At 53.3% G+C, this 25,474-nt stretch carries 23 protein-coding genes; 16 read left to right on the forward strand and 7 right to left on the reverse strand.

Annotated elements, in window-relative coordinates; translation table 11 throughout:
* Window positions 1-11: 11 nt before the first annotated feature.
* Window positions 12-527, reverse strand: coding sequence for an outer membrane protein OmpX (gene ompX / locus HV237_RS16080; protein ID WP_016152372.1), 516 nt, complete (start codon window positions 525-527; stop codon window positions 12-14).
* Between the two features lie 411 nt (window positions 528-938).
* Here ompX and rhtA point away from each other — a divergent pair, with 411 nt between their 5' ends.
* The 6 genes from rhtA (at window position 939) to ybiO (ending at window position 7,588) form a co-directional block, all read left to right on the forward strand.
* Complete coding sequence (rhtA, locus tag HV237_RS16085) at window positions 939-1,826, forward strand: threonine/homoserine exporter RhtA (protein WP_047359433.1); 888 nt, start codon at window positions 939-941, stop codon at window positions 1,824-1,826.
* Between the two features lie 304 nt (window positions 1,827-2,130).
* Window positions 2,131-2,634, forward strand: coding sequence for a DNA starvation/stationary phase protection protein Dps (gene dps / locus HV237_RS16090; protein WP_006685362.1), 504 nt, complete (start codon window positions 2,131-2,133; stop codon window positions 2,632-2,634).
* A gap of 365 nt (window positions 2,635-2,999) precedes the next feature.
* On the forward strand, window positions 3,000-3,746 hold the full coding sequence (gene glnH, locus HV237_RS16095) for a glutamine ABC transporter substrate-binding protein GlnH (RefSeq protein ID WP_016152370.1): 747 nt from the start codon (window positions 3,000-3,002) through the stop codon (window positions 3,744-3,746).
* A gap of 107 nt (window positions 3,747-3,853) precedes the next feature.
* Window positions 3,854-4,513 carry a glutamine ABC transporter permease GlnP gene (gene glnP, locus HV237_RS16100; protein ID WP_003035248.1) on the forward strand — a complete coding sequence of 220 codons (660 nt, stop codon included), beginning with the start codon at window positions 3,854-3,856 and terminating at the stop codon, window positions 4,511-4,513.
* A complete protein-coding gene (gene glnQ, locus HV237_RS16105; protein WP_003035246.1) occupies window positions 4,510-5,232 on the forward strand; it encodes a glutamine ABC transporter ATP-binding protein GlnQ in 723 nt (240 codons plus the stop codon). Before glnP ends, glnQ begins: the two co-directional genes overlap by 4 nt.
* A 118-nt stretch (window positions 5,233-5,350) precedes the next feature.
* Complete coding sequence (ybiO, locus tag HV237_RS16110; protein ID WP_047359434.1) at window positions 5,351-7,588, forward strand: mechanosensitive channel protein; 2,238 nt, start codon at window positions 5,351-5,353, stop codon at window positions 7,586-7,588.
* Here the strand turns inward: ybiO and rlmF are convergent.
* A complete protein-coding gene (gene rlmF / locus HV237_RS16115) occupies window positions 7,585-8,511 on the reverse strand; it encodes a 23S rRNA (adenine(1618)-N(6))-methyltransferase RlmF (RefSeq protein ID WP_047359435.1) in 927 nt (308 codons plus the stop codon). The two genes, ybiO and rlmF, sit on opposite strands and share 4 nt — an antisense overlap.
* 210 nt (window positions 8,512-8,721) lie before the next feature.
* Here rlmF and mcbA point away from each other — a divergent pair, with 210 nt between their 5' ends.
* From mcbA to ybiJ, 5 genes are all read left to right on the forward strand, one after another.
* A complete protein-coding gene (mcbA, locus tag HV237_RS16120) occupies window positions 8,722-8,982 on the forward strand; it encodes a DUF1471 family periplasmic protein McbA (protein ID WP_047359436.1) in 261 nt (86 codons plus the stop codon).
* 293 nt (window positions 8,983-9,275) lie between these two features.
* Window positions 9,276-11,561: a catecholate siderophore receptor Fiu gene (locus HV237_RS16125; protein ID WP_046274670.1), complete on the forward strand. Its 2,286-nt coding sequence runs from the start codon at window positions 9,276-9,278 to the stop codon at window positions 11,559-11,561.
* A 43-nt stretch (window positions 11,562-11,604) separates the two neighbouring features.
* A complete protein-coding gene (ybiX, locus tag HV237_RS16130) occupies window positions 11,605-12,282 on the forward strand; it encodes a PKHD-type hydroxylase YbiX (RefSeq protein ID WP_047359437.1) in 678 nt (225 codons plus the stop codon).
* A 75-nt stretch (window positions 12,283-12,357) separates the two neighbouring features.
* Window positions 12,358-12,624, forward strand: a complete 267-nt coding sequence (locus HV237_RS16135; RefSeq protein WP_003035233.1) for a DksA/TraR family C4-type zinc finger protein — start codon at window positions 12,358-12,360, stop codon at window positions 12,622-12,624.
* A gap of 300 nt (window positions 12,625-12,924) precedes the next feature.
* On the forward strand, window positions 12,925-13,185 hold the full coding sequence (ybiJ, locus tag HV237_RS16140) for a DUF1471 family protein YbiJ (RefSeq protein ID WP_016152363.1): 261 nt from the start codon (window positions 12,925-12,927) through the stop codon (window positions 13,183-13,185).
* Window positions 13,186-13,282: 97 nt separating this feature from the next.
* Here the strand turns inward: ybiJ and HV237_RS16145 are convergent, their stop codons facing one another.
* The 4 genes from HV237_RS16145 to rhlE form a co-directional block, all read right to left on the reverse strand.
* Window positions 13,283-14,368 (reverse strand): malate/lactate/ureidoglycolate dehydrogenase, encoded by a 1,086-nt coding sequence (locus tag HV237_RS16145; RefSeq protein WP_047359438.1) that lies wholly within the window; start codon window positions 14,366-14,368, stop codon window positions 13,283-13,285.
* Between the two features lie 161 nt (window positions 14,369-14,529).
* Entirely contained in the window at window positions 14,530-15,498 is a 969-nt protein-coding gene (ybiB, locus tag HV237_RS16150; protein ID WP_047359439.1) for a DNA-binding protein YbiB, read from the reverse strand.
* A 29-nt stretch (window positions 15,499-15,527) separates the two neighbouring features.
* Complete coding sequence (gene dinG / locus HV237_RS16155; protein WP_046274637.1) at window positions 15,528-17,678, reverse strand: ATP-dependent DNA helicase DinG; 2,151 nt, start codon at window positions 17,676-17,678, stop codon at window positions 15,528-15,530.
* Between the two features lie 96 nt (window positions 17,679-17,774).
* Window positions 17,775-19,118 (reverse strand): ATP-dependent RNA helicase RhlE, encoded by a 1,344-nt coding sequence (gene rhlE / locus HV237_RS16160; RefSeq protein ID WP_016152359.1) that lies wholly within the window; start codon window positions 19,116-19,118, stop codon window positions 17,775-17,777.
* A 221-nt stretch (window positions 19,119-19,339) separates the two neighbouring features.
* On the opposite strand from rhlE, the gene cecR reads away from it, so the two are divergent.
* Genes cecR through HV237_RS16185 form a run of 5 tightly spaced genes read left to right on the forward strand, consistent with a single transcriptional unit; the run spans window position 19,340 to window position 24,981 of the window.
* Entirely contained in the window at window positions 19,340-20,017 is a 678-nt protein-coding gene (cecR, locus tag HV237_RS16165; RefSeq protein WP_016152358.1) for a transcriptional regulator CecR, read from the forward strand.
* Complete coding sequence (hlyD, locus tag HV237_RS16170; RefSeq protein ID WP_047415256.1) at window positions 20,014-21,009, forward strand: secretion protein HlyD; 996 nt, start codon at window positions 20,014-20,016, stop codon at window positions 21,007-21,009. The genes cecR and hlyD overlap by 4 nt, the downstream gene beginning before the upstream one ends.
* On the forward strand, window positions 21,002-22,738 hold the full coding sequence (locus HV237_RS16175; protein ID WP_016152356.1) for an ATP-binding cassette domain-containing protein: 1,737 nt from the start codon (window positions 21,002-21,004) through the stop codon (window positions 22,736-22,738). Before hlyD ends, HV237_RS16175 begins: the two co-directional genes overlap by 8 nt.
* Window positions 22,731-23,864, forward strand: coding sequence for an ABC transporter permease (locus tag HV237_RS16180; RefSeq protein WP_016156059.1), 1,134 nt, complete (start codon window positions 22,731-22,733; stop codon window positions 23,862-23,864). Before HV237_RS16175 ends, HV237_RS16180 begins: the two co-directional genes overlap by 8 nt.
* 10 nt (window positions 23,865-23,874) lie before the next feature.
* Window positions 23,875-24,981 (forward strand): ABC transporter permease, encoded by a 1,107-nt coding sequence (locus tag HV237_RS16185; RefSeq protein ID WP_008784194.1) that lies wholly within the window; start codon window positions 23,875-23,877, stop codon window positions 24,979-24,981.
* On the opposite strand, the gene HV237_RS16190 is transcribed toward HV237_RS16185, so the two are convergent.
* Window positions 24,943-25,353: a YbhQ family protein gene (locus tag HV237_RS16190; RefSeq protein ID WP_016152353.1), complete on the reverse strand. Its 411-nt coding sequence runs from the start codon at window positions 25,351-25,353 to the stop codon at window positions 24,943-24,945. The two genes, HV237_RS16185 and HV237_RS16190, sit on opposite strands and share 39 nt — an antisense overlap.
* Between the last annotated feature and the right edge of the window lie 121 nt (window positions 25,354-25,474).

The raw sequence follows: 25,474 nt of genomic DNA on the forward strand, positions 1-25,474 counted from the left end.
CACCGAAGTGATTAGAAGCGGTAACCCACGCCAGCGATCCAGGTGCCAACGTCAACGCTACGAATACGGCTCTGCTCGTAGGAGAAGTCCAGAGCCACGTTTTCGATCGGGTTGAACTGCAGACCAGCACCGTAAGAGAAACCGTAGTCACTGGTGGTGTGGTTATCAGCCGGGGATGCTGCGTTCTGGAATTTACCGTAGCCAACACCCACTACACCGTAGATGCTTGCCCAGTCGTTCAGACGGTAAGCCGGACCAGCAGTGATGCCGTAGTACTGGGTTTTGTTGTAGTCGCCAGACGCATCGGTACGATCTTTTTCAGTGTAAGTGAAGGAACCGATAACACCCAGCGGGTTGCTGTCCTGCTCGTAGCGATACTTCAGGTTAAAACCGTTCATTTTGTTCGCTGCGCCCTGAGCATCGCTCTGAGCGTAACCACCGGTAACGGTAGAAGTCGCAGCTACAGCAGTACCTGCGGAGAAAGCCAGAACAGCGGCCAGTGCTGAAAGACATGCAATTTTTTTCATAACCACCTCAAATGTGCTTCAAGTAAATCCTAAGTTTTAAATATACCAAAAATTGATGGGAAACTCTTTGCGATTCGCGATGTCTAACGGGGTCTTTCATGTAACAGAACGTTTCAGAAACCCGCTATCTCTTTCAATTAACATCACTTTTCTAACCTAAAATGCCATTATTGCGCGCACAATATGGCACATTCATCCAGAATATTCCTAATCACACAGATTATTAATCCATCACTTTCATGCCATTGTACGGAACTGAGCAATTTTTTTTTCAACGAATACTCAACCAGCGGTGCGTATTTCCATTACACTCGCTGTTTTACTTTTCTATACATCACGTCATCCGTGTCGTAGCAAATTTGCAACGTCACGCAGATGAAGGCGTGTAATTATCATTTGACAGGAGAAAGGATGCCGGGGTCGTCACGTAAAGCGCCAGTCTGGTTGCCTATTTTGGTTTTGCTTATTGCTATGTCCTCCATTCAAAGCGGAGCATCTCTGGCAAAATCGCTATTCCCACTCGTCGGTGCGCCGGGCGTTACCGCATTGCGCCTTGCGCTGGGCACCCTCATCCTTATTGCCTTCTTTAAACCCTGGCGTTTGCGATTCGCCAAAGAACAACGCCTGCCGCTGCTGTTTTATGGTCTGTCTCTGGGCGGGATGAACTATCTCTTCTACCTGTCAATCCAGACCGTCCCGCTGGGAATTGCCGTAGCGCTGGAGTTCACCGGCCCGCTCGCGGTAGCGCTGTTTTCATCCCGACGTCCGGTGGATTTCATTTGGGTTGCACTGGCTGTACTCGGGCTTTGGTTCCTGCTGCCGTTAGGTCAGGACGTTTCTCACGTGGATTTAACCGGTGCTGCGCTGGCGCTGGGCGCTGGCGCCTGCTGGGCAATCTATATTCTTACCGGGCAGCGTGCCGGCGCGGAACATGGTCCGGCGACCGTTGCGGTAGGGTCATTAATTGCGGCGCTGATTTTTGTACCCATCGGTGCGCTCCAGGCTGGGGATGCCTTGTGGCACTGGTCCATTCTACCGTTAGGCCTGGCCATTGCGGTCCTCTCCACTGCGCTTCCCTACTCGCTGGAGATGATTGCGTTGACGCGGCTGCCAACGCGCACTTTTGGTACTCTGATGAGTATGGAACCTGCACTGGCTGCGGTTTCAGGAATGATCTTCCTCGGTGAAACGCTGACGCTTGTCCAGACGCTCGCTCTGGGCGCCATTATTGTCGCATCAATGGGTTCGACGCTCACTATTCGCAAAGAACCACAAATTAAGCAAGTTGACGTGAGTTAACTACTTAATATTCTGCATGGTTTGCATAATCATGCAGAATATTCAATTGTAAATCTGCGTGATAATTATTCTAATAAATATAATTTTCTCATCTGCATATTTCTTGAAATTTTTTACATTAACATAAAAATAACACACCCCCATTAATAACCACTATATCTATATGATTTTATTAGTTATTTCATATCCACCCCTCTCTTCGCTATTAAAGTGATAGGTTACACCAGAAAAATAAATCCAAAATTCACGCTATACTTATTCCCGTTGAAGAGCTGGGACATAATTATCAAGAGGATATGAAAATATGAGTACCGCAAAACTGGTAAAAACAAAAGCATCTGCCCTCCTTTATACCCGCAACGATGTAACAGATAGCGAAAAGAAAGCGACCGTAGAGCTGCTGAATCAGCAAGTGATCCAGTTCATCGACCTGTCTTTGATCACCAAACAGGCTCACTGGAACATGCGCGGCGCCAACTTCATTGCTGTGCATGAAATGCTCGATGGCTTCCGTACTGCCCTGACCGACCACCTCGATACCATGGCTGAGCGCGCCGTACAGTTAGGCGGTGTGGCATTGGGTACCACCCAGGTTATTAACAGCAAAACGCCTCTGAAAAGCTATCCGCTGGATATCCATAGCGTACAGGACCACTTAAAAGAGCTGGCCGATCGTTATGCCGTCGTCGCTAACAGCGTCCGTAAAGCCATTAGCGAAGCAAAAGACGAAGATACAGCAGATATCTTCACCGCCGCTTCACGCGACCTCGACAAATTCCTGTGGTTTATCGAAGCCAACATTGAATAACAGCAGACATAAGAATTACCTATATAACCCTCGCCCTGGCGGGGGTTTTGCACATCTATGGTGCATGACATTGATCGTTCGTCACTCCAAAGTAAATTATTTGTAATAATCACTTCACACAATCGTTAACGAAAGATTGTTTTATCAACAATTTTTACGCTAAATAGTCATACCGTTTGCACTGTGTCAGGTACGCACCAAATGGGTGCCCCAAAACAGTGCAGATTACCCGCTTTGCCCTACTTATTGTGCAGAGAAACGAGACACCCTCTTGTTAAAACAATGAGTTGCAAAACTGGCACGATTTTTTCATTAAGCCATATGTTCTCGCAGGGGATCGCCCCGTGGATATAAAAGGAAATCCTATGAAGTCTGTATTAAAAGTCTCACTGGCTGCACTTACCCTGGCTTTTGCGGTGTCCTCCCATGCCGCAGATAAGAAACTGGTTGTCGCAACCGACACCGCGTTTGTACCGTTCGAATTCAAACAGGGTGACAAATACGTTGGTTTTGATGTGGATCTGTGGGCTGCCGTGGCCAAAGAACTGAAACTGGATTATGAACTGAAACCAATGGATTTCAGCGGCATCATCCCGGCTCTGCAAACCAAGAATATCGACCTGGCGCTGGCGGGTATCACCATCACTGATGAGCGTAAAAAAGCGATCGACTTCTCTGACGGCTACTACAAAAGCGGTCTGTTAGTGATGGTCAAAGCGAATAATAACGACGTGAAAAGCGTGAAAGATCTGGATGGTAAAGTCGTCGCTGTGAAGAGCGGCACGGGTTCCGTTGATTACGCGAAAGCTAACATCAAAACCAAAGATCTGCGTCAGTTCCCGAATATCGATAACGCATATATGGAACTGGGCACCAACCGCGCAGACGCCGTACTGCACGACACGCCAAACATTCTTTACTTCATCAAAACCGCTGGCAACGGTCAGTTCAAAGCAGTAGGCGAATCCCTGGAAGCCCAGCAGTACGGTATCGCCTTCCCGAAAGGCAGCGATGAACTGCGTGAGAAAGTGAACGGCGCGCTGAAAACGCTGAAAGAGAACGGCACATACAACGAAATCTACAAAAAATGGTTCGGTACCGAACCTAAATAACAAGAACGTTCTGTAACGCCCGGTAGCGCCAGCGCCGCCGGGCCTGCAATTTTGAGTCATCGCGTTATGGCTCATTACTTTTCTCACCACGGTAACAGGAACGAAATATGCAGTTTGACTGGAGTGCCATCTGGCCCGCCATCCCGCTTTTGATTGAAGGCGCCAAAATGACCCTGTGGATCTCGGTCCTCGGTCTGGCAGGCGGTCTGATAATCGGGCTTGCAGCAGGGTTTGCACGTACTTTCGGCGGTTGGATAGCCAACCACGTAGCGCTGGTGTTTATCGAAGTCATTCGCGGTACGCCAATCGTTGTGCAGGTGATGTTTATTTACTTTGCCCTGCCAATGGCATTTAACGATTTACGCATTGATCCCTTTAGCGCCGCCGTTGTCACCATCATGATCAACTCCGGCGCCTATATTGCGGAAATCACCCGCGGCGCGGTGCTCTCAATCCATAAAGGATTCAGCGAAGCCGGACTGGCGCTTGGGCTTTCACGTACAGAGACTATCCGCCACGTTATTTTACCTCTCGCGCTGCGTCGTATGCTGCCACCGCTGGGCAACCAGTGGATCATCAGCATTAAAGATACCTCGCTGTTTATTGTCATTGGCGTCGCTGAACTGACCCGTCAGGGCCAGGAAATCATTGCCGGTAACTTCCGCGCACTGGAAATCTGGAGCGCCGTTGCGGTGTTCTATCTGATCATTACGCTGGTGCTGAGCTTCATTCTGCGTCGTCTGGAAAGAAGGATGAAAATCCTGTGATTGAATTTAAAAACGTTTCTAAGCACTTTGGCCCAACCCAGGTGCTGCACAATATTGACCTGAACATTCAGCAGGGCGAAGTGGTGGTAATTATCGGGCCATCCGGGTCCGGTAAATCAACCCTGCTGCGCTGCATTAACAAACTGGAAGAGATAACCTCTGGCGATCTGATCGTCGACGGTCTGAAGGTAAACGATCCAAAGGTAGACGAGCGGTTAATCCGCCAGGAAGCCGGGATGGTGTTTCAGCAGTTCTACCTGTTCCCGCATCTGACGGCGCTGGAAAACGTCATGTTCGGACCGCAGCGCGTACGCGGGGCGAATAAAGAACAGGCCGAGAAACTGGCTAAAGAGCTGCTGGCGAAAGTAGGTCTGGCCGAGCGTGCGCATCACTACCCTTCTGAACTGTCTGGCGGTCAACAGCAGCGTGTGGCGATCGCCCGTGCGCTGGCGGTGAAGCCGAAAATGATGCTGTTTGATGAGCCAACCTCAGCGCTGGACCCGGAACTGCGCCACGAAGTTCTGAAAGTTATGCAGGATCTGGCGGAGGAAGGGATGACCATGGTCATTGTGACCCACGAAATCGGCTTTGCCGAAAAAGTGGCTTCACGCCTGATTTTCATCGATAAGGGACGTATTGCCGAAGACGGTAATCCGCAGGCCCTGATTGAAAATCCGCCCAGCCAACGTTTACAGGAATTCTTGCAGCACGTTTCCTGATAGCTCTCCCTCCCTTCGCCTGAAGGGAGGTTTTTCACCAGAATCCTCTCATTTCATTTCTCCCCCGCCCTGACATCTATACTTATCCTTTTGAATTTATTTTCTCATGGGAGGAGTCATGCGCTGGATCCTGTTCATCTTTGTTTGTCTGGTGAGTCTCCCGACTCAGGCGGTGACGATACCTGGCGTCACTACGACAACGTCAACCAACGCGCAAACCGCACCGGCGAAAGAGCCGGATGTTGAACAGAAGAAAGCGGCCTACGGCGCACTGGCTGATGTGCTGGAAAATGACGCCTCGCGCCAGGAACTGATCGGTCAGTTACGCAAAGTGGCGACAGCGCCCCCTGCCGAGCCGGTGCCAACCATTGTTCCGCCCACGTTAACGGAAGAAAAAACGGTGCTGGAAAACGTCACGGATGTCACCCGCCACTACGGTGAGGCGCTCTCCAGCCGCTTTGCTCAGCTTTACCGCAATATTACCGATGCACCACACAAAACCTTTAACCCGCAAACGTTCACCAATGCCCTGACCCATTTTTTAATGCTGGCGGCGTCAGTGTTCGGTTTTTTCTGGCTGCTTCGCCTGTGCGCGCTGCCGCTGTATCGCAAAATGGGGCAATGGGCACGACGGAAAAACCGCGAACGCAGCAACTGGCTCCAGCTTCCGGCGATGATCATCGGCGCATTCATTATCGATTTGCTTCTGCTGGCGCTGACTTTGTTTGCCGGGCAGATACTGAGCGACAGAATGAACGCCGGTAGCCGCACTATCGCCTTTCAGCAAAGTCTGTTTCTCAATGCCTTTGCGCTGATTGAGTTCTTCAAAGCCATTCTACGCCTGATATTTTGCCCGACGGTGGCCGAACTGCGCCCGTTTAACATTCAGGATGCCGGTGCGCGCTACTGGAATCGCCGTTTAAGTTCATTGAGCAGCCTGATTGGATACGGACTTATCGTTGCCGTTCCCATTATCTCAAATCAGGTCAACGTGCAGGTCGGCGCGATGGCAAACGTCATCATCATGCTGTGTATCACGCTATGGGCGCTGTACCTGATTTTCAGAAACAAGAAAGAGATAACGCAGCATTTGCTGAATCTGGCGGAAAGATCGTTAGCGTTTTTCAGCCTGTTTATCCGCGCCTTTGCGCTGGTATGGCATTGGCTGGCCAGCGCCTACTTCATTGTGCTGTTTTTCTTCTCGCTGTTTGATCCGGGCAACAGCCTGAAATTCATGATGGGCGCTACGCTGCGCAGTCTGGTAATCATTGGAATTGCCGCCTTTGTTTCCGGCATGTTTTCCCGCTGGATAGCCAAGACCATTACCCTTTCGCCACACACCCAGCGCAGCTATCCGGAACTACAAAAACGGTTGAATGGCTGGCTGTCGACGGCGTTAAGCGTGGCCAGGATCCTGACGGTGTGCGTCGCGGTAATGCTGCTACTGAATGCCTGGGGATTGTTCGACTTCTGGAACTGGCTGCATTACGGCGCAGGAGAAAAAACGGTGGATATCCTGATCCGTATCGCGCTGATTTTACTCTTCTCCGCCATCGGCTGGACGATCCTTGCCAGCCTGATTGAAAATCGTCTGGCTTCCGATATTCACGGCCGCCCGCTCCCCAGCGCCCGTACCCGCACACTGCTGACGCTGTTTCGCAACGCGCTGGCGGTGATCATCAGCACGATCACCATCATGATTGTGCTATCCGAAATTGGCGTCAATATCGCGCCCTTACTGGCCGGGGCCGGGGCGCTGGGGCTGGCTATCTCTTTCGGCTCGCAAACGCTGGTAAAAGATATTATTACCGGGATCTTTATTCAGTTCGAAAATGGCATGAACACCGGCGACCTGGTGACTATCGGCCCACTCACCGGTACGGTTGAACGGATGTCCATCCGCTCTGTGGGCGTCCGTCAGGACACCGGGGCGTACCATATCATTCCCTGGTCATCGATAACGACCTTCGCCAACTTTGTGCGCGGGATTGGATCGGTCGTCGCCAATTACGACGTAGACCGCCATGAGGATGCAGATAAAGCGAATCAGGCGTTGAAAGACGCTGTGGCTGCAGTGATGGAACAGGACGATATTCGCGGGCTGATTATTGGCGAGCCCTCGTTTGCCGGGATTGTGGGGTTAACCAATACGGCCTTCACGCTACGGGTCTCATTTACCACATTACCGCTGAAACAGTGGACGGTACGTTTCGCGCTCGACAGCCAGGTGAAGAAATACTTCGATCTGGCCAACGTACGCGCGCCGGTACAGACCTATCAGGTCTTGCCTGCACCGGTGAATGGCCCTGCGTCGGCAGCAAGCGAACCGCTGCCGCCAACCGAGCCAACGCTTTAGCGTTTACGCGCCATAAAACGGCGACGCTGATCGTTATCCATAAAGGTCCAGGCAATAAAGCGACTCTGCTTTTGCCCCTGGGCCATCTCTTTCTTAACCACTTTCACCGCGCCCGCATCCGTTAACGCGTGGTACAACGGAGGCAAATTCTCACCGCGCGAAACCAGCGTGGTGAACCACATCACCTGACGGCCAAAGGCCTGGCTTTCGGCGATCATTTTCTTGATGAATGCCACTTCACCGCCTTCACACCACAGCTCCTGCTGCTGCCCGCCAAAGTTCAGCGCATCATCTTTATCCTGCCCCAGATTACGACGTTTGCGCTCGCTTCCGGCGCGGGCTGAAGCCGCAGAATCATGGAACGGCGGGTTACACAATGTGGCTTCATATTGCTCATTCTTGTGAATGATACCGTTGAAGATTGCCGTAGCATCTTTCTGGCGACGCAGACGAATAGCACGAGTTAACCCCGGATTGGCATTTACGATCGCCTGAGCGCTGTTAAACGCTTCGCTACTGGTCTCACTACCGGTGAATCGCCAGCCATATTCATGCACGCCGATCAACGGATAAATACAGTTTGCCCCAACTCCCACGTCCAGCACGCTCGCATTTGCCGGAATGGTTCCGCTGGTTTCACCTAACAGGTCGGCCAGATGGTGAATGTAGTCAGCGCGACCAGGGACCGGCGGGCACAGAAAACCGTCTGGAATATCCCAGTTTTTCACCGCATAAAAATGCGCCAGCAGTGCTTTATTGAGCGCCTTCACTGCCTGCGGATTCGCGAAATCAACACTCTGCTCGCCGCCCGGCGTGAGGGTGAGAAATTGCGTCAACTCGGGTGTAACCTGGCATAAAGTCGCAAGATCATAACGGCCATTGTGGCGGTTGCGTGGGTGTAATCCCGGTTTCTGGGGGGGCATAGCATTCTCCTTTTAACAGCGGCGTAAGATACCCGCATAACGCCACGCGGTAAACACACAGCAAGGAAATTTGCTTTTTTTATACCTATTTGATGGCTTGCTGATTGTTCAAAAAACAGACACCTCATCACCAGTTTTTTGCGGTAAATGTCATCCGCTGACGGCCTAAACTTATCAGGCACGACCTGTTGTTTCTCAGAGGATATCACCATGAAGAAATGCCTCACAATCCTTGCCGCTACCGTACTGACCGGCATGACATTTGCGTCCTTTGCTGCACAGCCCTACACCAGCCCTCAAACCGGCCAGCTACAAGCTTCCGGCACTGTTTTCGCTACCGGAGCTTCTAACCTGAGCGATCTCGAAGACAAGCTGGCAGAGAAAGCGAAAGAGCAAGGCGCAAAAGGCTTTGTCGTCAATTCTGCGGGCGGTAAAAACCAGATGTACGGCAGCGCAACTATCTATAAGTAGTCCCTCACCTTAGCCCAACTGCATTCACCCCGAATGCAGTTTGCTACCTACTGTTCACGTCGTTCACCGCTCAAATTGTAATCATCGTGTAGCAATTTTGAATCCAATGTAAATAAATGTATTTATTTTTGAATTAATGAATGCTAAAACGTCGCACTGATTAGTAATGCTTATCAAAATCATTATCAATTACACATTCACTCCCGCGAGGCCTGCAGGGTATAACATCCACAGAGATGTCCCTTCGCGCGAGTGAAACCGTCTACTCAAAAAATAATAAGTCACTCACTAACATGGATAAAAATCGCAATTTGCCTGCCAGTAGTTTTCATTCACTGACTTTTTTTGCCGGTCTGTGTATTGGCCTGTCTCCGGTAGCTCAGGCTGTCGCCGCGGGCGATCAAGATAAAAAACAAGAAGATACGTTGGTTGTTGAAGCGGCCAAACCTTCGCTATACGCCCCAACGCAGTCTGCCGACCCTAAGTTCTCCCGCCCGGTAGCGGATACAACCCGCACCATGACAGTGATTTCTGAGCAGGTGATTAAGGATCAAGGCGCAACCAATCTGACCGATGCGCTGAAAAACGTACCGGGCGTTGGCGCGTTTTTCGCCGGTGAGAACGGCAACTCCACTACCGGCGACGCGGTTTACATGCGTGGTGCGGATACCTCGAACAGTATTTATATCGACGGTATCCGTGATATTGGCAGCGTTACGCGCGACACTTTCAATACCGAACAGGTTGAAGTGATCAAAGGCCCCTCCGGCACCGACTATGGCCGTAGCGCGCCAACGGGCTCCATCAATATGATCAGCAAACAGCCGCGCACCGACTCAGGGATCGATGCCTCGGCCAGCGTCGGTAGCGCCTGGTTCCGCCGTGGTACGCTGGACATTAACCAGGTCATCGGCGAGACCACCGCTGCACGGTTAAACCTGATGGGTGAAAAAACGCATGATGCCGGTCGCGATAACGTTAAGAATGAACGTTATGGTGTGGCCCCCTCTCTCGCCTTTGGCTTAGGCACTGAGAACCGACTGTATCTGAACTATCTGCATGTCACCCAGCACAACACCCCGGATGGAGGTGTCCCGACCATCGGTCTGCCGGGATATTCCGCGCCTTCCGCGGGGACTGCTGCACTGAATCAGTCAGGAAAAGTGGATACGCATAACTTCTACGGTACCAACTCTGATTACGACGATTCGACGACCGATACCGCAACGATGCGTTTTGAACATGACCTGAACGACAGCACCACTATTCGCAACACCACCCGCTGGTCACGCATTAAGCAGGATTATCTGATGACGGCGGTGATGGGCAGCGCGACTAACATCACCCAACCCACCAGCAGCGTCGACACCTGGACCTGGTCACGCCTGGCAAATACCAAAGATGTCAGCAATAAGATCCTGACCAACCAGACCAACCTGACCTCAAAATTTTACACGGGCTCCATCGGTCACGACATCAGCACCGGCGTGGAGCTAACGCGTGAAACGCAAACCAACTATGGTGTAAACCCGATCACCCCGCCGCCGGTAAATATCTATCATCCCGACAGCAATGTGAATATCGGCGGATTGTCTCGTAACGGCGCTAATGCTAACGGGCAAACCGATACCTTCGGTGTATACGCCTTTGATACGCTACAGATTACCCGTGAGTTTGAACTAAACGGTGGTATTCGCCTCGACAATTACCGCACGGAATATGACAGCGCCACCGCTTGCGGCGCTTCTGGTCGCGGCGCGGTCGCGTGTCCGACAGGCGTGGCGAAAGGTTCTCCGGTCACCACCGTGGATACTGCCAAATCAGGCAATCTGGTGAACTGGAAAGCGGGCGCGCTGTATCACCTGACCGATAACGGTAACGTTTACATTAACTACGCCGTTTCTCAGCAACCGCCGGGCGGCAGCAACTTTGCCCTCGCTCAGGGCGGAAGCGGTAACAGTGCGAACCGTACCGATTTCAAACCGCAGAAAGCGAAAACCAGCGAGATCGGCACCAAATGGGAGGTGCTGGATAAGCGCCTGCTGTTAACTGCCGCGATTTTCCGTACGGATATTGAGAACGAAGTTGAGCAGAACGACGACGGCACATATTCCCAGTACGGGGAGAAGCGCGTTGAAGGTTACGAACTCTCGGTAGCAGGGAACATCACTCCCGCATGGCAGGTTATTGGGGGTTACACCCAGCAGCGCGCGACGATCCACAGCGGCAAAAACGTTGCTCAGGATGGTTCTTCATCTCTGCCGTATACGCCAGAACATGCGTTCACGCTGTGGAACCAGTATCAGGCTACCGATGATATCTCTGTTGGCGCGGGCGCTCGCTACGTGGGCAGTATGCATCGCGGTTCCGACGGGGCCGTGGGTACGCCATCCTACACCGAAGGTTACTGGGTCGCCGACGCGAAACTGGGTTATCGCGTGAATCGCAATCTCGATTTCCAGTTGAACGTCTATAACCTGTTCGACACCGATTATGTATCCTCCATTAATAAGAGTGGATACCGTTACCATCCGGGTGAGCCAAGAACCTTCCTGCTCACGGCAAATATGCATTTCTGATCTTTTACGTGGGGCGTAAGCCCCACTTTCAGGAGAAACACTGATGATGTATCACATTCCCGGCATTCTGTCGGCGCAGGATGTCGCCTGGTTTCGCGAACAGCTGGACGCTGCCGACTGGGTTGATGGCCGCGCAACCACGGGCGCTCAGGGCGCGCAGGTTAAAAACAACCAGCAGGTGAATACGCAAAGTGAACGTTACGGCGTTTTACAACAGGCGGTACAAAACGCGGTGAACAACAGCGCGTTATTCTTCGCCGCTGCATTACCGAAAACGCTCTCCACACCGCTGTTCAATCGCTACCAGGACAACGAGACCTACGGTTTTCACGTTGACGGCGCGGTGCGTAGTCATCCGCAAAACGGCTGGATGCGCACAGATCTTTCCGCCACCTTATTCCTGAGTAATCCCGACGATTATGAGGGAGGAGAGCTGCTGGTCAATGACACCTACGGCCAGCATGCGGTAAAACTTCCGGCAGGCGATCTGGTACTTTACCCTTCCAGCAGCCTGCACTGCGTTACGCCAGTGACCCGTGGGGTTCGGGTGGCATCCTTTATGTGGCTCCAGTCGATGATCCGGGACGATAAAAATCGCGCCATGCTTTTTGAACTGGATAAAAACATCCAGTCCCTGAAGACACGTCATGGGGAGAGTAGCGAGATCCTGTCGCTTCTCAATCTCTACCATAACCTGCTGCGCGAATGGTCTGAAATCTGATACCGCTGACGCGTGGTCGTTTTTCAGCCATCACATTCGCTATACTTATTCTGTAGACATCAGCAGGAGGTAGGTATGGCATCCGGATGGGCAAATGACGACGCTGTTAACGAACAGATCAACAATACTATTGAAGATGCTGTTGCCCGCGCCCGCGGTGAGTTACCGACGGGGGAAAGTCTGTATGAATGCGAAGAATGTGGTAATCCAATCCCTCAGGCCAGACGGGAGGCCGTGCCCGGCGTACGCTTGTGCATCACATGCCAGCAGGATAAAGATTCACATAGCGCTGCATTTTCAGGATATAATCGCAGAGGTTCGAAAGACAGCCAGCTACGTTGACTTATCTTTACCGAAAGTTTCAGCGCATACGATTTCCTTTACGAGCACGCTTTTTTGCACTCTGTGTAGCAAAATGTGCCGTTGTCGGTTTCTCTGTAAAGCGCAATGACAAGAACTGTAAATCCCTCTTTCGAATTTATTAATATTCAATAAGTTATTTGTCATTCAATTTTTTTGATTGATGTCGTCAATTCTATTCGATTTTATCTCGCATAAAAAAACGTGATACTTCTCACATCGACGAAACAACGTCTTCTTAAAGAACACTGACTAACAGAACAAACCTGCGAGAAATTAATCATGAAAAATATCAAATTTGCTGTTGCCGCCATCGCTCTGTCTACCCTGTCATTTGGCGTTTTCGCTGCCGAGCCAGTTTCCTCTACTCAGGCGCAAAACATGAACAAAATTGGTGTGGTATCTGCTGACGGCGCCACCACGCTGGACGGCCTGGAAGCAAAACTGGCTGAAAAAGCGACTGCTGCTGGCGCAACGGGTTACAGCATCACTTCCGCTATCGGCAAAGACAAAATGAGCGGCACCGCGGTTATCTATAAATAACCGAAAGATTACCTGTACGACCCAATGCTCCAACCCTCATTGACCCTGTTTGTTACCCTTTGTTTGCCCGTCCGCCACTGGACGGGCTTTTTTTTGCTTAGTGTTCCAGTCGTTGACGGAATTCCTGCAACACGGCGTCTGGCATCCCTATGTGCAACGCCGCCTCGCAAATCGCCTGCCAGCTTCCGGCATCCAGCGGAATACCTTGCTCCAGCCGTTCTTCACGAGTATTCACCTCCCACTCCCCTGGCAACAGGATCGGGGCATCTTCAGCATGGGGGGACGCTTTCACCCACTTAGCAAAGGCCGCGACCTGGTTGTCGCAGTCCGGCGCGCCAAACAGTTCCGGATTCATAATGATGGTCGTCATACAGTTAATGATGGCGTCCGCGCTGGTCTGCAGGCTCTCTTCATGTGTGGTTTTACCACCAGAAAGCGCTCCCCCCATAATTTCGCACATTGCCGCCAGCGCATAACCTTTGTGTTGGGCGAAGGTCAGCAACGACCCCAGTGGAGAGACCTGCATTACGGCAGGATCGGTTGTGGGTACCCCATTAGCATCAATCAGGCATCCCGGAGCCACCGGCTCACCCTTGTGCCATGCCACACGGGTTTTGCCAAACGCGATGGCGCTGGTTGCATAGTCCAGCAACAACGGGAACGTATTTTTACGCGGGAACACCACGCAGAAGGGGTTGGTGCCAAATCGACTATCGCGGCCATGAAACGGTGCGACCATCGGGATCCCTACCACATTCACAAAGTGCACCGAAACAAAACCCGCCGCCGCACATTGCTCCGCCCAGTAGCCAATGCGTCCAATATGGTGCGAATTATGTAATGCCACGGCAGCGATACCGTACTGGCGCGCTTTTTCGATCCCAAGCGTAATTGCCTCGTGGGCCGCCACCTGACCAAATGCGCAGTCGCCGTCAAGCGTAATCACCGCTCCCGCATCGTTGACCACTTTGGCATGGCGGTTGATCTGCAGGTGTCCCTGCGAAAATGAGCGAATATAGCTTGGGATCATGCCGATACCGTGGGAGTCGTGGCCGGCGAGGTTAGAGGCTATCAGATGATCGGCCACCAGCCGCGCCTCCAGCTCATTGCTTCCCATCTGGTGAAAAACGGCCTGGATAAAGGCGTGCAGCGTTGGCGCATGGAAGCGATGTCCACTGTTCATTGTTATCTCCTGTTGTGTCGCGTGTTGATTGTGGTTCTTATTTTTCAACAAACTATGCTGCGCCACAGCGCTCAGGAGATCAATAAACGTGCAGAAATTTCACGTTGCCGGAAGGCGTAAAGCGACGGGCCAGGCAAATGACCCGTCGAGAGAAAGAAAAATCAGAAGCTTTGCTCGACGCGGCCAAGTCCTTCAGCCAGCGTCACGGATTCACCGGTTGCTACCAGGCAGCAGGCCATCTGGATTTTCAGCGATGCCGGAACCGGCTCACTGCCCGCCAGACAACGCTCAATCCATCGCGCGCTAGTTTCCGGGTCTTTAGCCACCGGCAGCGGGACCGGCTCATCGGGCATCTCGCTCTGCCGGTCCTGTAGCACTCGCACGCCGGACGAATCTATCAGGCTTATCTGCGGGCAGCGCTGCGGGTTGGCGTATACTTCACCCTCGGTACCGTGCATCAACAGGGCACGCCCACCGATATCGCCGAAAAATTTAGCCACGCGCGATACGTATTCCGGGTGAGAAACGCTGGAAAGACGCAGCGCGGCATCTTCGGCAAACGGCGTGGCTAATTTAGCCAGCGTATGCGCACTGTTACGCACGCCCATTCGCCAGCGCATCGCCAGCTGTTTTTCCAGCGGAGGACACAGCGCACTCACCGGGATAAATACCGGCTCATGGCCATCCAGCTTTGCCTGCGCCTGCCCGGCATGCAGCGTCGGCGCAATCCCCATCAGTTCGAAAATGGTTTCAGTCAGCACGCGGGTTGGATCCTCGCTGACACCGTGCACCACCACCGGGAAGCCCAGTTTATGCAGTAAAATCGCCAGCAGCGGAGTCAAATTTGCCTGCTTGCGCGCGCCATTGTAGCTGGGAATGACAATCGGCATGGGTTTGGCCACTGGCGGAGTCAGGCGAATGGTGTGGTTCTGCATCGCTTCGTAAAAGCCCAGCATCTCCGCTTCGCCTTCGCCTTTAATACGCAGCGCAATCAGTACACCGCCCATCTCAAGATCGGGCACCTCGCCGTTCATCATATGGGTATACAGTCCGCGAGCAGTATCCTTATCCAGGTCACGCGCGTGATTTTTTCCTCGCCCAATCTCTTTGATGATTTTGCGGTAATCCATCGATAACTCCTTGCCTGTTGCTCGCATCGTTAACGCCGACGGCGACGCGTGGGTTTCGCTTTTTCTTTTGGTTTTACTATAACGTCTGGCACAGCAGGTTGCTCTATCGGAAATATGGGTAATGCGTTCAGTAAACGCTTGCCATAGCTTTTGGTCAATAAACGCTTGTCATAAATAACCACTTCTCCCCAGCAGCCGTGGCTACGAATGAGTCGCCCAACCTGCTGGATCAGATTGAACGACGCCGCGGGCAAGCTCTGCACCTCAAAGGGGTAGCGGTTCAGGCTTTTCAGCCACTCGCCCTCGGTGATCACCACCGGGCTGTCGATAGGCGGAAAAGCAATTTTGTGAATATGCACCTGGGTCAGCAAGTCGCCTTTCAAATCCAGACCTTCGGCAAAAGATTGCAGCCCAATCAGTACGCTACGCTCGCCGTTGGTCACCCGCTTGCGGTGCAGCTCCACCAGTCGATAGCGCGGCTGGTCGCCCTGTACCAGCAACAGCAGACGCAGATCGGTAACGTGCTCAAGAAAACGCTGCATTGCCCGACCGCTGGCAAAGAGTACCAGCATGCCCTGATGCTTTTTACTTTCCAGCTGTTCGCGGAAATAGGCGGCCATTTCCGCGATATGCTGCTCTTCGTTATCAATTGACGGTTCGTAGCGCATCTGTGGAATGACGATTTTGCCTTGCTCAACGTGATTAAACGGTGAATCCAGCGCGATAAACCGGTCCCCAGCTTTTTCTTTCAGCCCGCTCATCTCCTGCAAACGCGAGAAGCTGTTGAGCGAACGCAGCGTGGCGGAGGTCACGATAATATGCGGTACGCTGCGCCACAGCAGTCGTTCAAGCTGATCGCTCACACGGATCCCCACACAGTGGAACCAGACGTGGATCTGCCCGTCACGCACTTCGCGCGTCGCCCATTTACTCACCGGCGCGCCTGACGACTGCGCGAGCGAAGCCAGCCGCCACAGTTTGCTTTGCGCCTCAAACATGCCCAACGCCCGATTCATCTGTAAAATAACCCGATGCAGACGCACAATATCGTGGGTGCCGGTTTTTTCGCTGAGATCGTTGAGGAACAGTTCCGCCAGACCGCGCAGCATTTCTGTTAGCTTCGCCAGACGCTGACAAATCTCCATCACTTCCGCAGGCAGCTCGCCCATCGCGAAGCGGTGTTCCGCCTCCTGGGTCGCAGGCATGTACAGATTAAGAATGTTATTGAGCGATGAAATCAGCTCATACAGTTCCTCACAGTGACCGTTCAGACGCTCGGCATTCGCCAGCGGCGGCGTGGTTTTTGGACGAAACTGTTCCAGGCAGGTGGCTACTAATTTGCAAAACAGATCCAACTGCAGCCGATACCAGGGGGCGCTGATTTCTGCGCTCATCTCCAGCGCATCACGCGCGACGTCCGGCAAATGGTGACCTTCATCAAGGACCAGCAGCAGGTTCTTCGGCTCCGGCAAAACAGCTTCGCTTTCCATGGCCGCCATCACCAGCGCGTGGTTAGCCACCACCACTTCGGCTTCCTGAATCTCACGGCGGGCGACAAAAAAGGGGCATTCACGATAGTAGTGACAGTTACGATTCAAACAGCTGGCTTTATCAGTGCTCAGGCGCTGCCAGAGTCCGTCGTCGATAGCGATATCCGTGTGATCGCGCAGCCCGTCCCACTTGTAGCTATCGAGATCGCCTTTTAGCCTGGCGCAGCGCTTTTGTTCTTCCTGGTTGTTGGGCGTCAGGTCATCGTCGAGAAAGGCCAACAGATCCTGCTGATTGGGTTCGCTACTGGCCAGCGCCGCTAAATTACGCGGGCAGACATAACGCCCGCGACCAAACGCGGCGGTAAAACGCAGATCGGGGATAATTTTGCGCAGCAGCGGTAAATCTTTGCTGTAGATCTGATCCTGTAAAGCAACGTTGGCGGTACTGACCACCAGCGTTTTTTGTTCTTCACGCGCTATGGCAATACCGGGAATCAGGTACGACAGCGTTTTCCCCACCCCGGTCGGCGCTTCAATCGCCAGATGCCGCCCTTCTTCCCCAGTGAGCGTTTTCGCGACGTCAGCAATCATCTGCCGCTGCGGCGCACGGGGAATAAAGTCGGGGATCTGTTCCTGAAGCGCCTTATACCAGGCGGCAATTTGCGCTTTTAGCGCAGCCGTTAGTGCCATGAGAAAACCTGAAATACTGTATAAACAGCCACTATTGTGGCACTTTCTGATACGTGTCGCAAAAAGAAAAGCCCGACCTTTCGGCCGGGCTCGCAATTACTGCGCTGAAGACGGTTTGCGCGGACGGCGCGGTGGACGAGGCTTATCGCCCGCCGGTTTGCCTTCGCCGCTACGCGGTTTCGCTTTTGGCGCACCGCCATCCTGACGACGCGGCTGCTGACCACGCCCTGCTCCACCCTGACCGCGACCACCGCCGCCACGCTGCTGGCGACCATTCTGGATCGGCTCGGCTTTGATGGACGGGTCTGGCTCGTAGCCTGGCATCGCAATTCGCGGGATCTCTTTTTTCAGCAGCTTCTCGATGTCACGCAGCAGCTTGTGTTCATCAACGCACACCAGAGACAACGCTTCGCCGGTAGCGGCCGCACGACCGGTACGACCAATACGGTGCACGTAATCTTCCGGGACATTTGGCAGCTCGTAGTTCACCACGTGCGGCAGCTCTTCAATATCCAGACCGCGCGCGGCAATATCGGTCGCCACCAGCACACGAATATCACCGGATTTAAAATCAGCCAGCGCACGCGTACGCGCCCCCTGAGATTTATTACCGTGGATCGCCGCGCTGCGAATGCCGTCTTTATTCAGCTGTTCCGCCAGATGGTTCGCACCATGTTTGGTACGGGTAAACACCAGCACCTGCTGCCAGTTGCCCTGACCGATCATCTGCGACAACAGTTCACGTTTACGCTTTTTATCAACAAAATGAACGTGCTGAGTCACCTGCTCTGACGCGGTATTACGGCGCGCCACTTCGATTTCCAGCGGATTGTGCAGCAGCTTTTCGGCTAGCGACTTAATATCATCAGAGAACGTTGCTGAGAACAGCAGGTTCTGGCGTTTTGCCGGCAGTTTCGCCAGAACGCGACGGATATCATGAATAAAGCCCATATCCAGCATGCGGTCAGCTTCATCCAGTACCAGAATCTCAACCTGATCCAGTTTCACCGCATTCTGGTGTTCCAGATCGAGCAAACGACCAGGCGTGGCGATCAGCACATCCACACCGCCGCGCAGCTTCATCATCTGCGGGTTAATGCTCACGCCGCCGAAGACCACCAGCGAGCGAATATTCAGATACTTACTGTAATCACGTACGTTTTCGCCAATCTGGGCCGCCAGTTCGCGGGTTGGCGTAAGGATCAGCGCACGCACCGGACGACGGCTTTTCCCATGCGGCTGATGGGTAATCAGGTGCTGCAACAGCGGCAGGGTAAAACCTGCCGTTTTCCCCGTACCGGTCTGGGCGCTAGCCATCAGATCGCGGCCTTCCAGCACGGCAGGGATCGCCTGCTGCTGAATAGGGGTAGGTTCACGGTAACCCTGCTCGGCAACGGCACGTAAAATATCAGGGTTTAAACCAAGGGAATCAAAAGACATAACAACTCCGAACCACCCTGACCGTTACCGGTGTCGTTTTCAGGGAGATACATATAATAAAGATGACAAAAACCACAATGTCATGAAGGGGCGGAGTGTAGCAGTTTTTGTGATGTGCCGCATAAATTATCCCTGCGCTGAAAAATAACGGTCCGGACTGGACAAGGTTACACATCAGTCATAATCTTAATCAATCGATTGATTAAGATCTGAGTCGTGCTATGAATACACCCACCATGACAACCAAAGGTGAACAGGCGAAAAATCAGCTCATTGCCGCCGCGCTGGCGCAGTTTGGCGAGTATGGTCTGCACGCCACTACTCGAGATATCGCCGCGCAGGCCGGGCAAAATATTGCTGCCATCACCTACTATTTTGGCTCAAAAGAGGATTTATATCTCGCCTGCGCCCAGTGGATTGCGGATTTTATCGGCTCACAGTTTCGCCCGCACGCTGAAGAAGCCGAGCGTCTGTTTGCTCAGCCGGAACCGGATCGTGGCGCGATGCGCGAACTTATCCTCCGCGCCTGCAAAAATATGATCATGCTGTTAACCCAGGACGATACCGTTAACCTGAGCAAATTTATTTCGCGCGAACAGCTTTCCCCCACCGCGGCTTATCAACTGGTGCACGACCAGGTTATCAATCCGCTACATACTCACCTGACGCGCCTGATTGCTGCCTATACCGGCGGCGATGCCAACGATACCCAAATGATCCTGCACACCCACGCCCTACTCGGCGAGGTACTGGCCTTTCGTCTGGGGAAAGAAACCATTCTGTTGCGTACGGGCTGGTCACAATTTGATGAGGATAAAACCGCGCTGATTGACCAAACGATCACCTGTCACATCGATCTTATTCTGCAAGGTTTAACGCAAAGGAGTCTGGAGTCATGAAAAAACCTGTCGTTCTCGGGCTGGTCATCGCGGCCCTCGTTGCCGTGATTGCCGGTGGAACGTGGTGGTATCAAAGTCGGCAAGATAACGGTCTGACGCTGTACGGCAATGTTGATATCCGTAGCGTCAACCTGAGTTTTCGCGTCGGCGGCAGGCTGGCCTCGCTGGCGGTTGACGAAGGCGATGCCATTACCGCCGGTCAGGTGCTGGGCGAACTGGACCGTGCGCCGTACGAAAACGCATTAATGCAGGCAAAAGCGAATGTTGCCGCCGCGCAGGCGCAATACGATCTGATGCTGGCAGGGTATCGTGAAGAGGAGATCGCGCAAACCGCAGCGGCAGTCAAACAGGCGCAGGCAGCCTATGATTACGCGCAAAACTTTTACAATCGGCAGGTGGGATTGTGGAAAAGCCGCACTATCTCCGCCAACGATCTGGAAAACGCCCGTTCATCACGCGATCAGGCGCTGGCCTCTCTGAAATCCGCACAGGATAAACTCAGCCAATACCGCAGCGGTAATCGTGTGCAGGACATTGAGCAGGCGAAAGCCACGCTCGAACAAGCTCAGGCCGAGCTGGCCCAGGCAGAGCTTAATTTGCATGACACCACGCTGACCTCGCCGTCTGACGGCACGTTACTCACCCGTGCGGTCGAACCCGGCAGCATGTTGAACGAAGGGGGCACGGTACTGACGCTGTCACTCACGCGTCCGGTATGGGTTCGCGCCTACGTTGACGAACAAAATCTGAGCCAGGCGCAGCCAGGACGCGAAATCCTGCTTTACACCGATGGCCGTCCGGACAAACCGTATCACGGTAAAATCGGCTTCGTGTCGCCCACCGCCGAGTTTACCCCAAAAACAGTCGAGACCCCTGACCTGCGCACCGACCTGGTTTATCGCCTGCGTATTGTGGTGACCGACGCGGACGATGCGCTGCGCCAGGGAATGCCGGTAACGATAAAGTTCAGCGATGAGGCACGGCATGAATGACGCCGTCATTACGCTGAATGGACTGACGAAAAACTTTGCCGGAATGGATAAACCGGCCGTCGCCCCGCTCGACTGTACCGTTCATGCGGGCTACGTGACCGGGCTGGTCGGGCCGGATGGCGCTGGCAAAACCACGCTGATGCGAATGCTGGCAGGGCTGTTGAAACCCGACGCCGGTAGCGCAACGGTGATTGGTTTTGATCCCATCAAAGACGACAGCGCGCTGCATGCAGTACTGGGTTACATGCCGCAGAAATTTGGTCTGTATGAAGATTTGACCGTCATGGAGAACCTCAATCTCTATGCAGATTTACGTAGCGTTACCGGTGAAGCGCGAGAAAAAACCTTTGCCCGGTTACTGGAATTTACCTCGCTGGGGCCGTTTACCGGACGACTGGCCGGCAAGCTTTCCGGCGGCATGAAACAGAAGCTCGGACTTGCCTGTACGCTGGTCGGTGAACCCAGCGTGTTACTGCTGGATGAGCCTGGCGTGGGCGTCGACCCTATTTCCCGTCGCGAACTGTGGCAAATGGTTCATGAGCTGGCCGGGGACGGCATGCTGATCCTCTGGAGCACGTCGTATCTGGATGAAGCTGAACAATGCCGTGATGTGCTGCTGATGAACGAAGGTGAATTGCTGTATCAGGGCGATCCCACTCAGCTTACGCAAACCATGTCGGGTCGCAGCTTCCTGATGAGCAGTTCGCAGGAAAATAACCGCCGACTGCTGCAACGCACGTTAAAACTGCCGCAGGTTAGCGACGGGATGATTCAGGGGAAATCCGTCCGCTTAATCCTGAAAAAAGAAGCGACGGCCCAGCAGATTCAAAACGCTGACGGCATGCCGGAGATAACCATCAACGAAACCGCCCCCCGCTTCGAGGATGCCTTTATCGATTTACTCGGCGGGGCCGGAACATCGGAGTCACCGCTGGGCGCTATCCTGCATACCGTGGAAGGCACGCCAGGTGAAACGGTGATCGAAGCCAAAGCGCTGACCAAAAAATTTGGCGATTTTGCCGCTACCGACCACGTAGACTTTGCCGTGCAGCGCGGCGAGATTTTTGGTTTGTTAGGACCCAACGGCGCGGGCAAATCCACTACCTTTAAAATGATGTGCGGCCTGCTGGTCCCCACTTCGGGTAAAGCGCTGGTGCTGGACATGGACCTGAAGGTCAGCTCCGGTAAAGCGCGCCAGCATCTGGGTTATATGGCGCAGAAATTCTCCCTGTATGGCAACCTGACGGTTGAACAGAATCTGCGCTTTTTCTCCGGCGTCTACGGCCTGCGCGGTCGGGCGCAGAAGGAGAAAATCGAGCGGATGAGCGAGGCATTCGGCCTGAAGAGTATCGCCTCCCACGCCACCGACGAACTGCCGCTGGGCTTTAAACAGCGTCTGGCGCTGGCCTGTTCGCTGATGCATGAACCCGACATTCTGTTCCTCGATGAACCCACTTCCGGGGTCGATCCCCTCACCCGTCGGGAGTTCTGGTTACATATCAACAGCATGGTGGAAAAAGGCGTCACGGTGATGGTGACCACCCACTTTATGGATGAGGCAGAATACTGCGATCGCATCGGGCTGGTGTATCGCGGCAAACTGATTGCCAGCGGTACGCCGGACGACCTGAAAGCTCAGGCTGCTGACAGTGAGACGCCAGACCCGACCATGGAACAGGCCTTTATCACGCTAATCAATGACTGGGATAAGGAGCATACGCATGAGTAACTCCGTTCTCTCCTGGCGTCGCGTACGCGCGCTGTGTGTGAAAGAGACGCGCCAGATCGTCCGCGATCCCAGCAGTTGGCTGATTGCGGTGGTAATCCCGCTGCTGCTGCTGTTTATCTTCGGCTACGGGATCAACCTCGACTCCAGCAAGCTGCGGGTAGGGATTTTGCTCGAACAGCAAAGCGAAGAGGCGCTGGATTTTACCCATACCATGACCGGTTCACCGTATATTGACGCCACCATCAGCGATAACCGTCAGGAATTGATTGAGAAAATGCAGGCCGGGCGCATTCGCGGGCTGGTGGTGATCCCGGTGGATTTCGCCCAGCAGATGGCGCGCCCCAACGACGTGGCGCCGATCCAGGTGATCACCGACGGCAGTGAACCGAATACCGCTAACTTTGTGCAGGGTTATGTCGAAGGCATCTGGCAGATTTGGCAACAACAGCGGGCGGAAGATCGCGGAGAATCATTTGAACCTTTGATCGACGTGCAGACCCGCTACTGGTTTAACCCGGCGGCCATCAGCCAACATTTTATTATTCCCGGGGCAGTAACCATCATCATGACGGTTATTGGCGCTATCCTCACCTCATTAGTGGTGGCGCGCGAATGGGAACGCGGAACCATGGAAGCGCTGTTGTCTACCGAAGTCACCCGCGTCGAACTGCTGCTGTGTAAACTGATCCCCTATTACTTTCTGGGCATGCTGGCGATGCTGCTGTGTATGCTGGTGTCGGTGTTTATTCTCGGCGTGCCCTATCGCGGTTCGTTGCTGATCCTGTTTTTCATTACCAGTCTGTTTCTGCTCAGCACGCTCGGCATGGGGTTGCTTATCTCCACCATCACCCGCAATCAGTTTAACGCCGCGCAGGTCGCGCTAAACGCCGCCTTCCTGCCTTCGATTATGCTGTCGGGTTTTATCTTTCAGATAGACAGCATGCCGGCGATTATCCGGGCAGTAACCTATATTATTCCGGCTCGTTATTTCGTCAGCACCCTACAAAGCCTGTTTCTGGCGGGAAATATTCCGGTGGTGCTGATTATCAACGTGCTGTTTTTAATCGCTTCGGCGGTGATGTTTATTGGCCTGACGTGGCTTAAAACCAAACGTCGGCTGGATTAAGGGGACGGGCATGTTTCATCGCTTATGGACATTAATTCGTAAAGAGCTGCAATCGCTGTTACGTGAACCGCAGACGCGAGCCATTCTGATTTTACCGGTGCTGATTCAGGTTATTCTGTTCCCGTTCGCGGCCACGCTGGAAGTCACCAACGCCACTATCGCTATCTATAACGAAGACAACGGTAAACATTCGGTGGAACTAACCCAGCGCTTCGCTCGCGCCAGCGCCTTTACGCACGTTCTGCTGCTGAAAAGCCCGCAGGAGATCCAGCCCACCATCGACACGCAAAAAGCCCTGTTGCTGGTGCGCTTCCCGGCCAACTTTTCGCGTAATCTGGATACCTTCCAGCAGGCTCCCATGCAGATTATTCTCGACGGGCGTAACTCTAACAGTGCGCAAATTGCCGCGAATTATCTGCAGCAGATCGTTAAGGAGTATCAGCAGGAGCTGATGGACGGCAAGCCGAAACCGAACAACAGCGAGCTGGTGGTGCGTAACTGGTATAACCCGAATCTGGATTACAAATGGTTTGTGGTTCCGTCGCTGATCGCCATGATCACCACCATCGGCGTCATGATCGTCACTTCGCTCTCGGTTGCCCGCGAGCGCGAGCAAGGCACGCTGGATCAGCTGCTGGTCTCCCCGCTTACCACCTGGCAGATATTCATCGGTAAAGCGGTGCCCGCGTTAATTGTAGCAACGTTTCAGGCCACCATTGTGCTGGCGATCGGCATCTGGGCTTATCACATCCCCTTTGCCGGTTCACTGGGGCTGTTCTATTTCACGATGGTGATTTACGGGCTGTCGCTGGTCGGCTTTGGTCTGCTGATTTCATCACTGTGTGCCACCCAGCAGCAGGCGTTTATCGGCGTGTTTGTGTTTATGATGCCGGCGATTTTACTTTCAGGCTACGTCTCGCCGGTCGAAAATATGCCGGTCTGGCTACAGAATCTGACGTGGATAAACCCAATCCGCCATTTTACGGACATCACGAAACAGATTTACCTGAAGGATGCGAGTCTGCAGATTGTGTGGGGAAGTTTGTGGCCGCTGTTGGTAATAGCGGCCACGACCGGCTCAGCGGCGTATGCGATGTTTAGACGCAAGGTGATGTAGCTTTTTGTCTTTCGCCAACAGCGAGACCACGGCGGGTCCGGCAAGGATCACCAGCCCCGCCAGGGCCAGCAAGACGTTGTTTTGCAGCACGCGCGACAGCAACCACAGTACGATCATCGCGGCACCGAAATACCACGTGGTAGTCAGTTCTTCCAGCACATCTGCTACGTCGCGCCAGCGCTGTTCATGGTGACGTTGCAAGGCCAGCATTAATAAAACTGTTACGCCGTAAACGACGCATAATCCCAGGCCGACGCGCACCAGCGTACCGCTCATCCAGCCCATTACCAGCAACGCCACTACCAGTAAATGCAACACAATCTGCCAGCAACTTAGACCCGTTGCGACACGAACACGTTGTTGCCACCTCATGGCTTTTCTCCTGAAGGATTTTCAACTAATTATTCAGAGTACCGGACTTTACGGAAAATTCCGCAACACCGCATCTTTTTGTGACGACGACTACACTATTTTATTTAGGAAGTGACGCCAA

The sequence above is a fragment of the Citrobacter sp. RHBSTW-00570 genome, from assembly GCF_013739755.1.
Taxonomy (GTDB): domain Bacteria; phylum Pseudomonadota; class Gammaproteobacteria; order Enterobacterales; family Enterobacteriaceae; genus Citrobacter; species Citrobacter braakii.

Excerpts from the sequence above, each read along its gene's own strand:
- ompX (WP_016152372.1), bottom strand. The coding sequence starts at position 527 with ATGAAAAAAATTGCATGTCTTTCAGCACTGGCCGCTGTTCTGGCTTTC.
- rhtA (WP_047359433.1), top strand. The coding sequence starts at position 939 with ATGCCGGGGTCGTCACGTAAAGCGCCAGTCTGGTTGCCTATTTTGGTT.
- dps (WP_006685362.1), top strand. The coding sequence starts at position 2,131 with ATGAGTACCGCAAAACTGGTAAAAACAAAAGCATCTGCCCTCCTTTAT.
- glnH (WP_016152370.1), top strand. The coding sequence starts at position 3,000 with ATGAAGTCTGTATTAAAAGTCTCACTGGCTGCACTTACCCTGGCTTTT.
- glnP (WP_003035248.1), top strand. The coding sequence starts at position 3,854 with ATGCAGTTTGACTGGAGTGCCATCTGGCCCGCCATCCCGCTTTTGATT.
- ybiO (WP_047359434.1), top strand. The coding sequence starts at position 5,351 with ATGCGCTGGATCCTGTTCATCTTTGTTTGTCTGGTGAGTCTCCCGACT.
- rlmF (WP_047359435.1), bottom strand. The coding sequence starts at position 8,511 with ATGCCCCCCCAGAAACCGGGATTACACCCACGCAACCGCCACAATGGC.
- mcbA (WP_047359436.1), top strand. The coding sequence starts at position 8,722 with ATGAAGAAATGCCTCACAATCCTTGCCGCTACCGTACTGACCGGCATG.
- HV237_RS16125 (WP_046274670.1), top strand. The coding sequence starts at position 9,276 with ATGGATAAAAATCGCAATTTGCCTGCCAGTAGTTTTCATTCACTGACT.
- ybiX (WP_047359437.1), top strand. The coding sequence starts at position 11,605 with ATGATGTATCACATTCCCGGCATTCTGTCGGCGCAGGATGTCGCCTGG.
- HV237_RS16135 (WP_003035233.1), top strand. The coding sequence starts at position 12,358 with ATGGCATCCGGATGGGCAAATGACGACGCTGTTAACGAACAGATCAAC.
- ybiJ (WP_016152363.1), top strand. The coding sequence starts at position 12,925 with ATGAAAAATATCAAATTTGCTGTTGCCGCCATCGCTCTGTCTACCCTG.
- HV237_RS16145 (WP_047359438.1), bottom strand. The coding sequence starts at position 14,368 with ATGAACAGTGGACATCGCTTCCATGCGCCAACGCTGCACGCCTTTATC.
- ybiB (WP_047359439.1), bottom strand. The coding sequence starts at position 15,498 with ATGGATTACCGCAAAATCATCAAAGAGATTGGGCGAGGAAAAAATCAC.
- dinG (WP_046274637.1), bottom strand. The coding sequence starts at position 17,678 with ATGGCACTAACGGCTGCGCTAAAAGCGCAAATTGCCGCCTGGTATAAG.
- rhlE (WP_016152359.1), bottom strand. The coding sequence starts at position 19,118 with ATGTCTTTTGATTCCCTTGGTTTAAACCCTGATATTTTACGTGCCGTT.
- cecR (WP_016152358.1), top strand. The coding sequence starts at position 19,340 with ATGAATACACCCACCATGACAACCAAAGGTGAACAGGCGAAAAATCAG.
- hlyD (WP_047415256.1), top strand. The coding sequence starts at position 20,014 with ATGAAAAAACCTGTCGTTCTCGGGCTGGTCATCGCGGCCCTCGTTGCC.
- HV237_RS16175 (WP_016152356.1), top strand. The coding sequence starts at position 21,002 with ATGAATGACGCCGTCATTACGCTGAATGGACTGACGAAAAACTTTGCC.
- HV237_RS16180 (WP_016156059.1), top strand. The coding sequence starts at position 22,731 with ATGAGTAACTCCGTTCTCTCCTGGCGTCGCGTACGCGCGCTGTGTGTG.
- HV237_RS16185 (WP_008784194.1), top strand. The coding sequence starts at position 23,875 with ATGTTTCATCGCTTATGGACATTAATTCGTAAAGAGCTGCAATCGCTG.
- HV237_RS16190 (WP_016152353.1), bottom strand. The coding sequence starts at position 25,353 with ATGAGGTGGCAACAACGTGTTCGTGTCGCAACGGGTCTAAGTTGCTGG.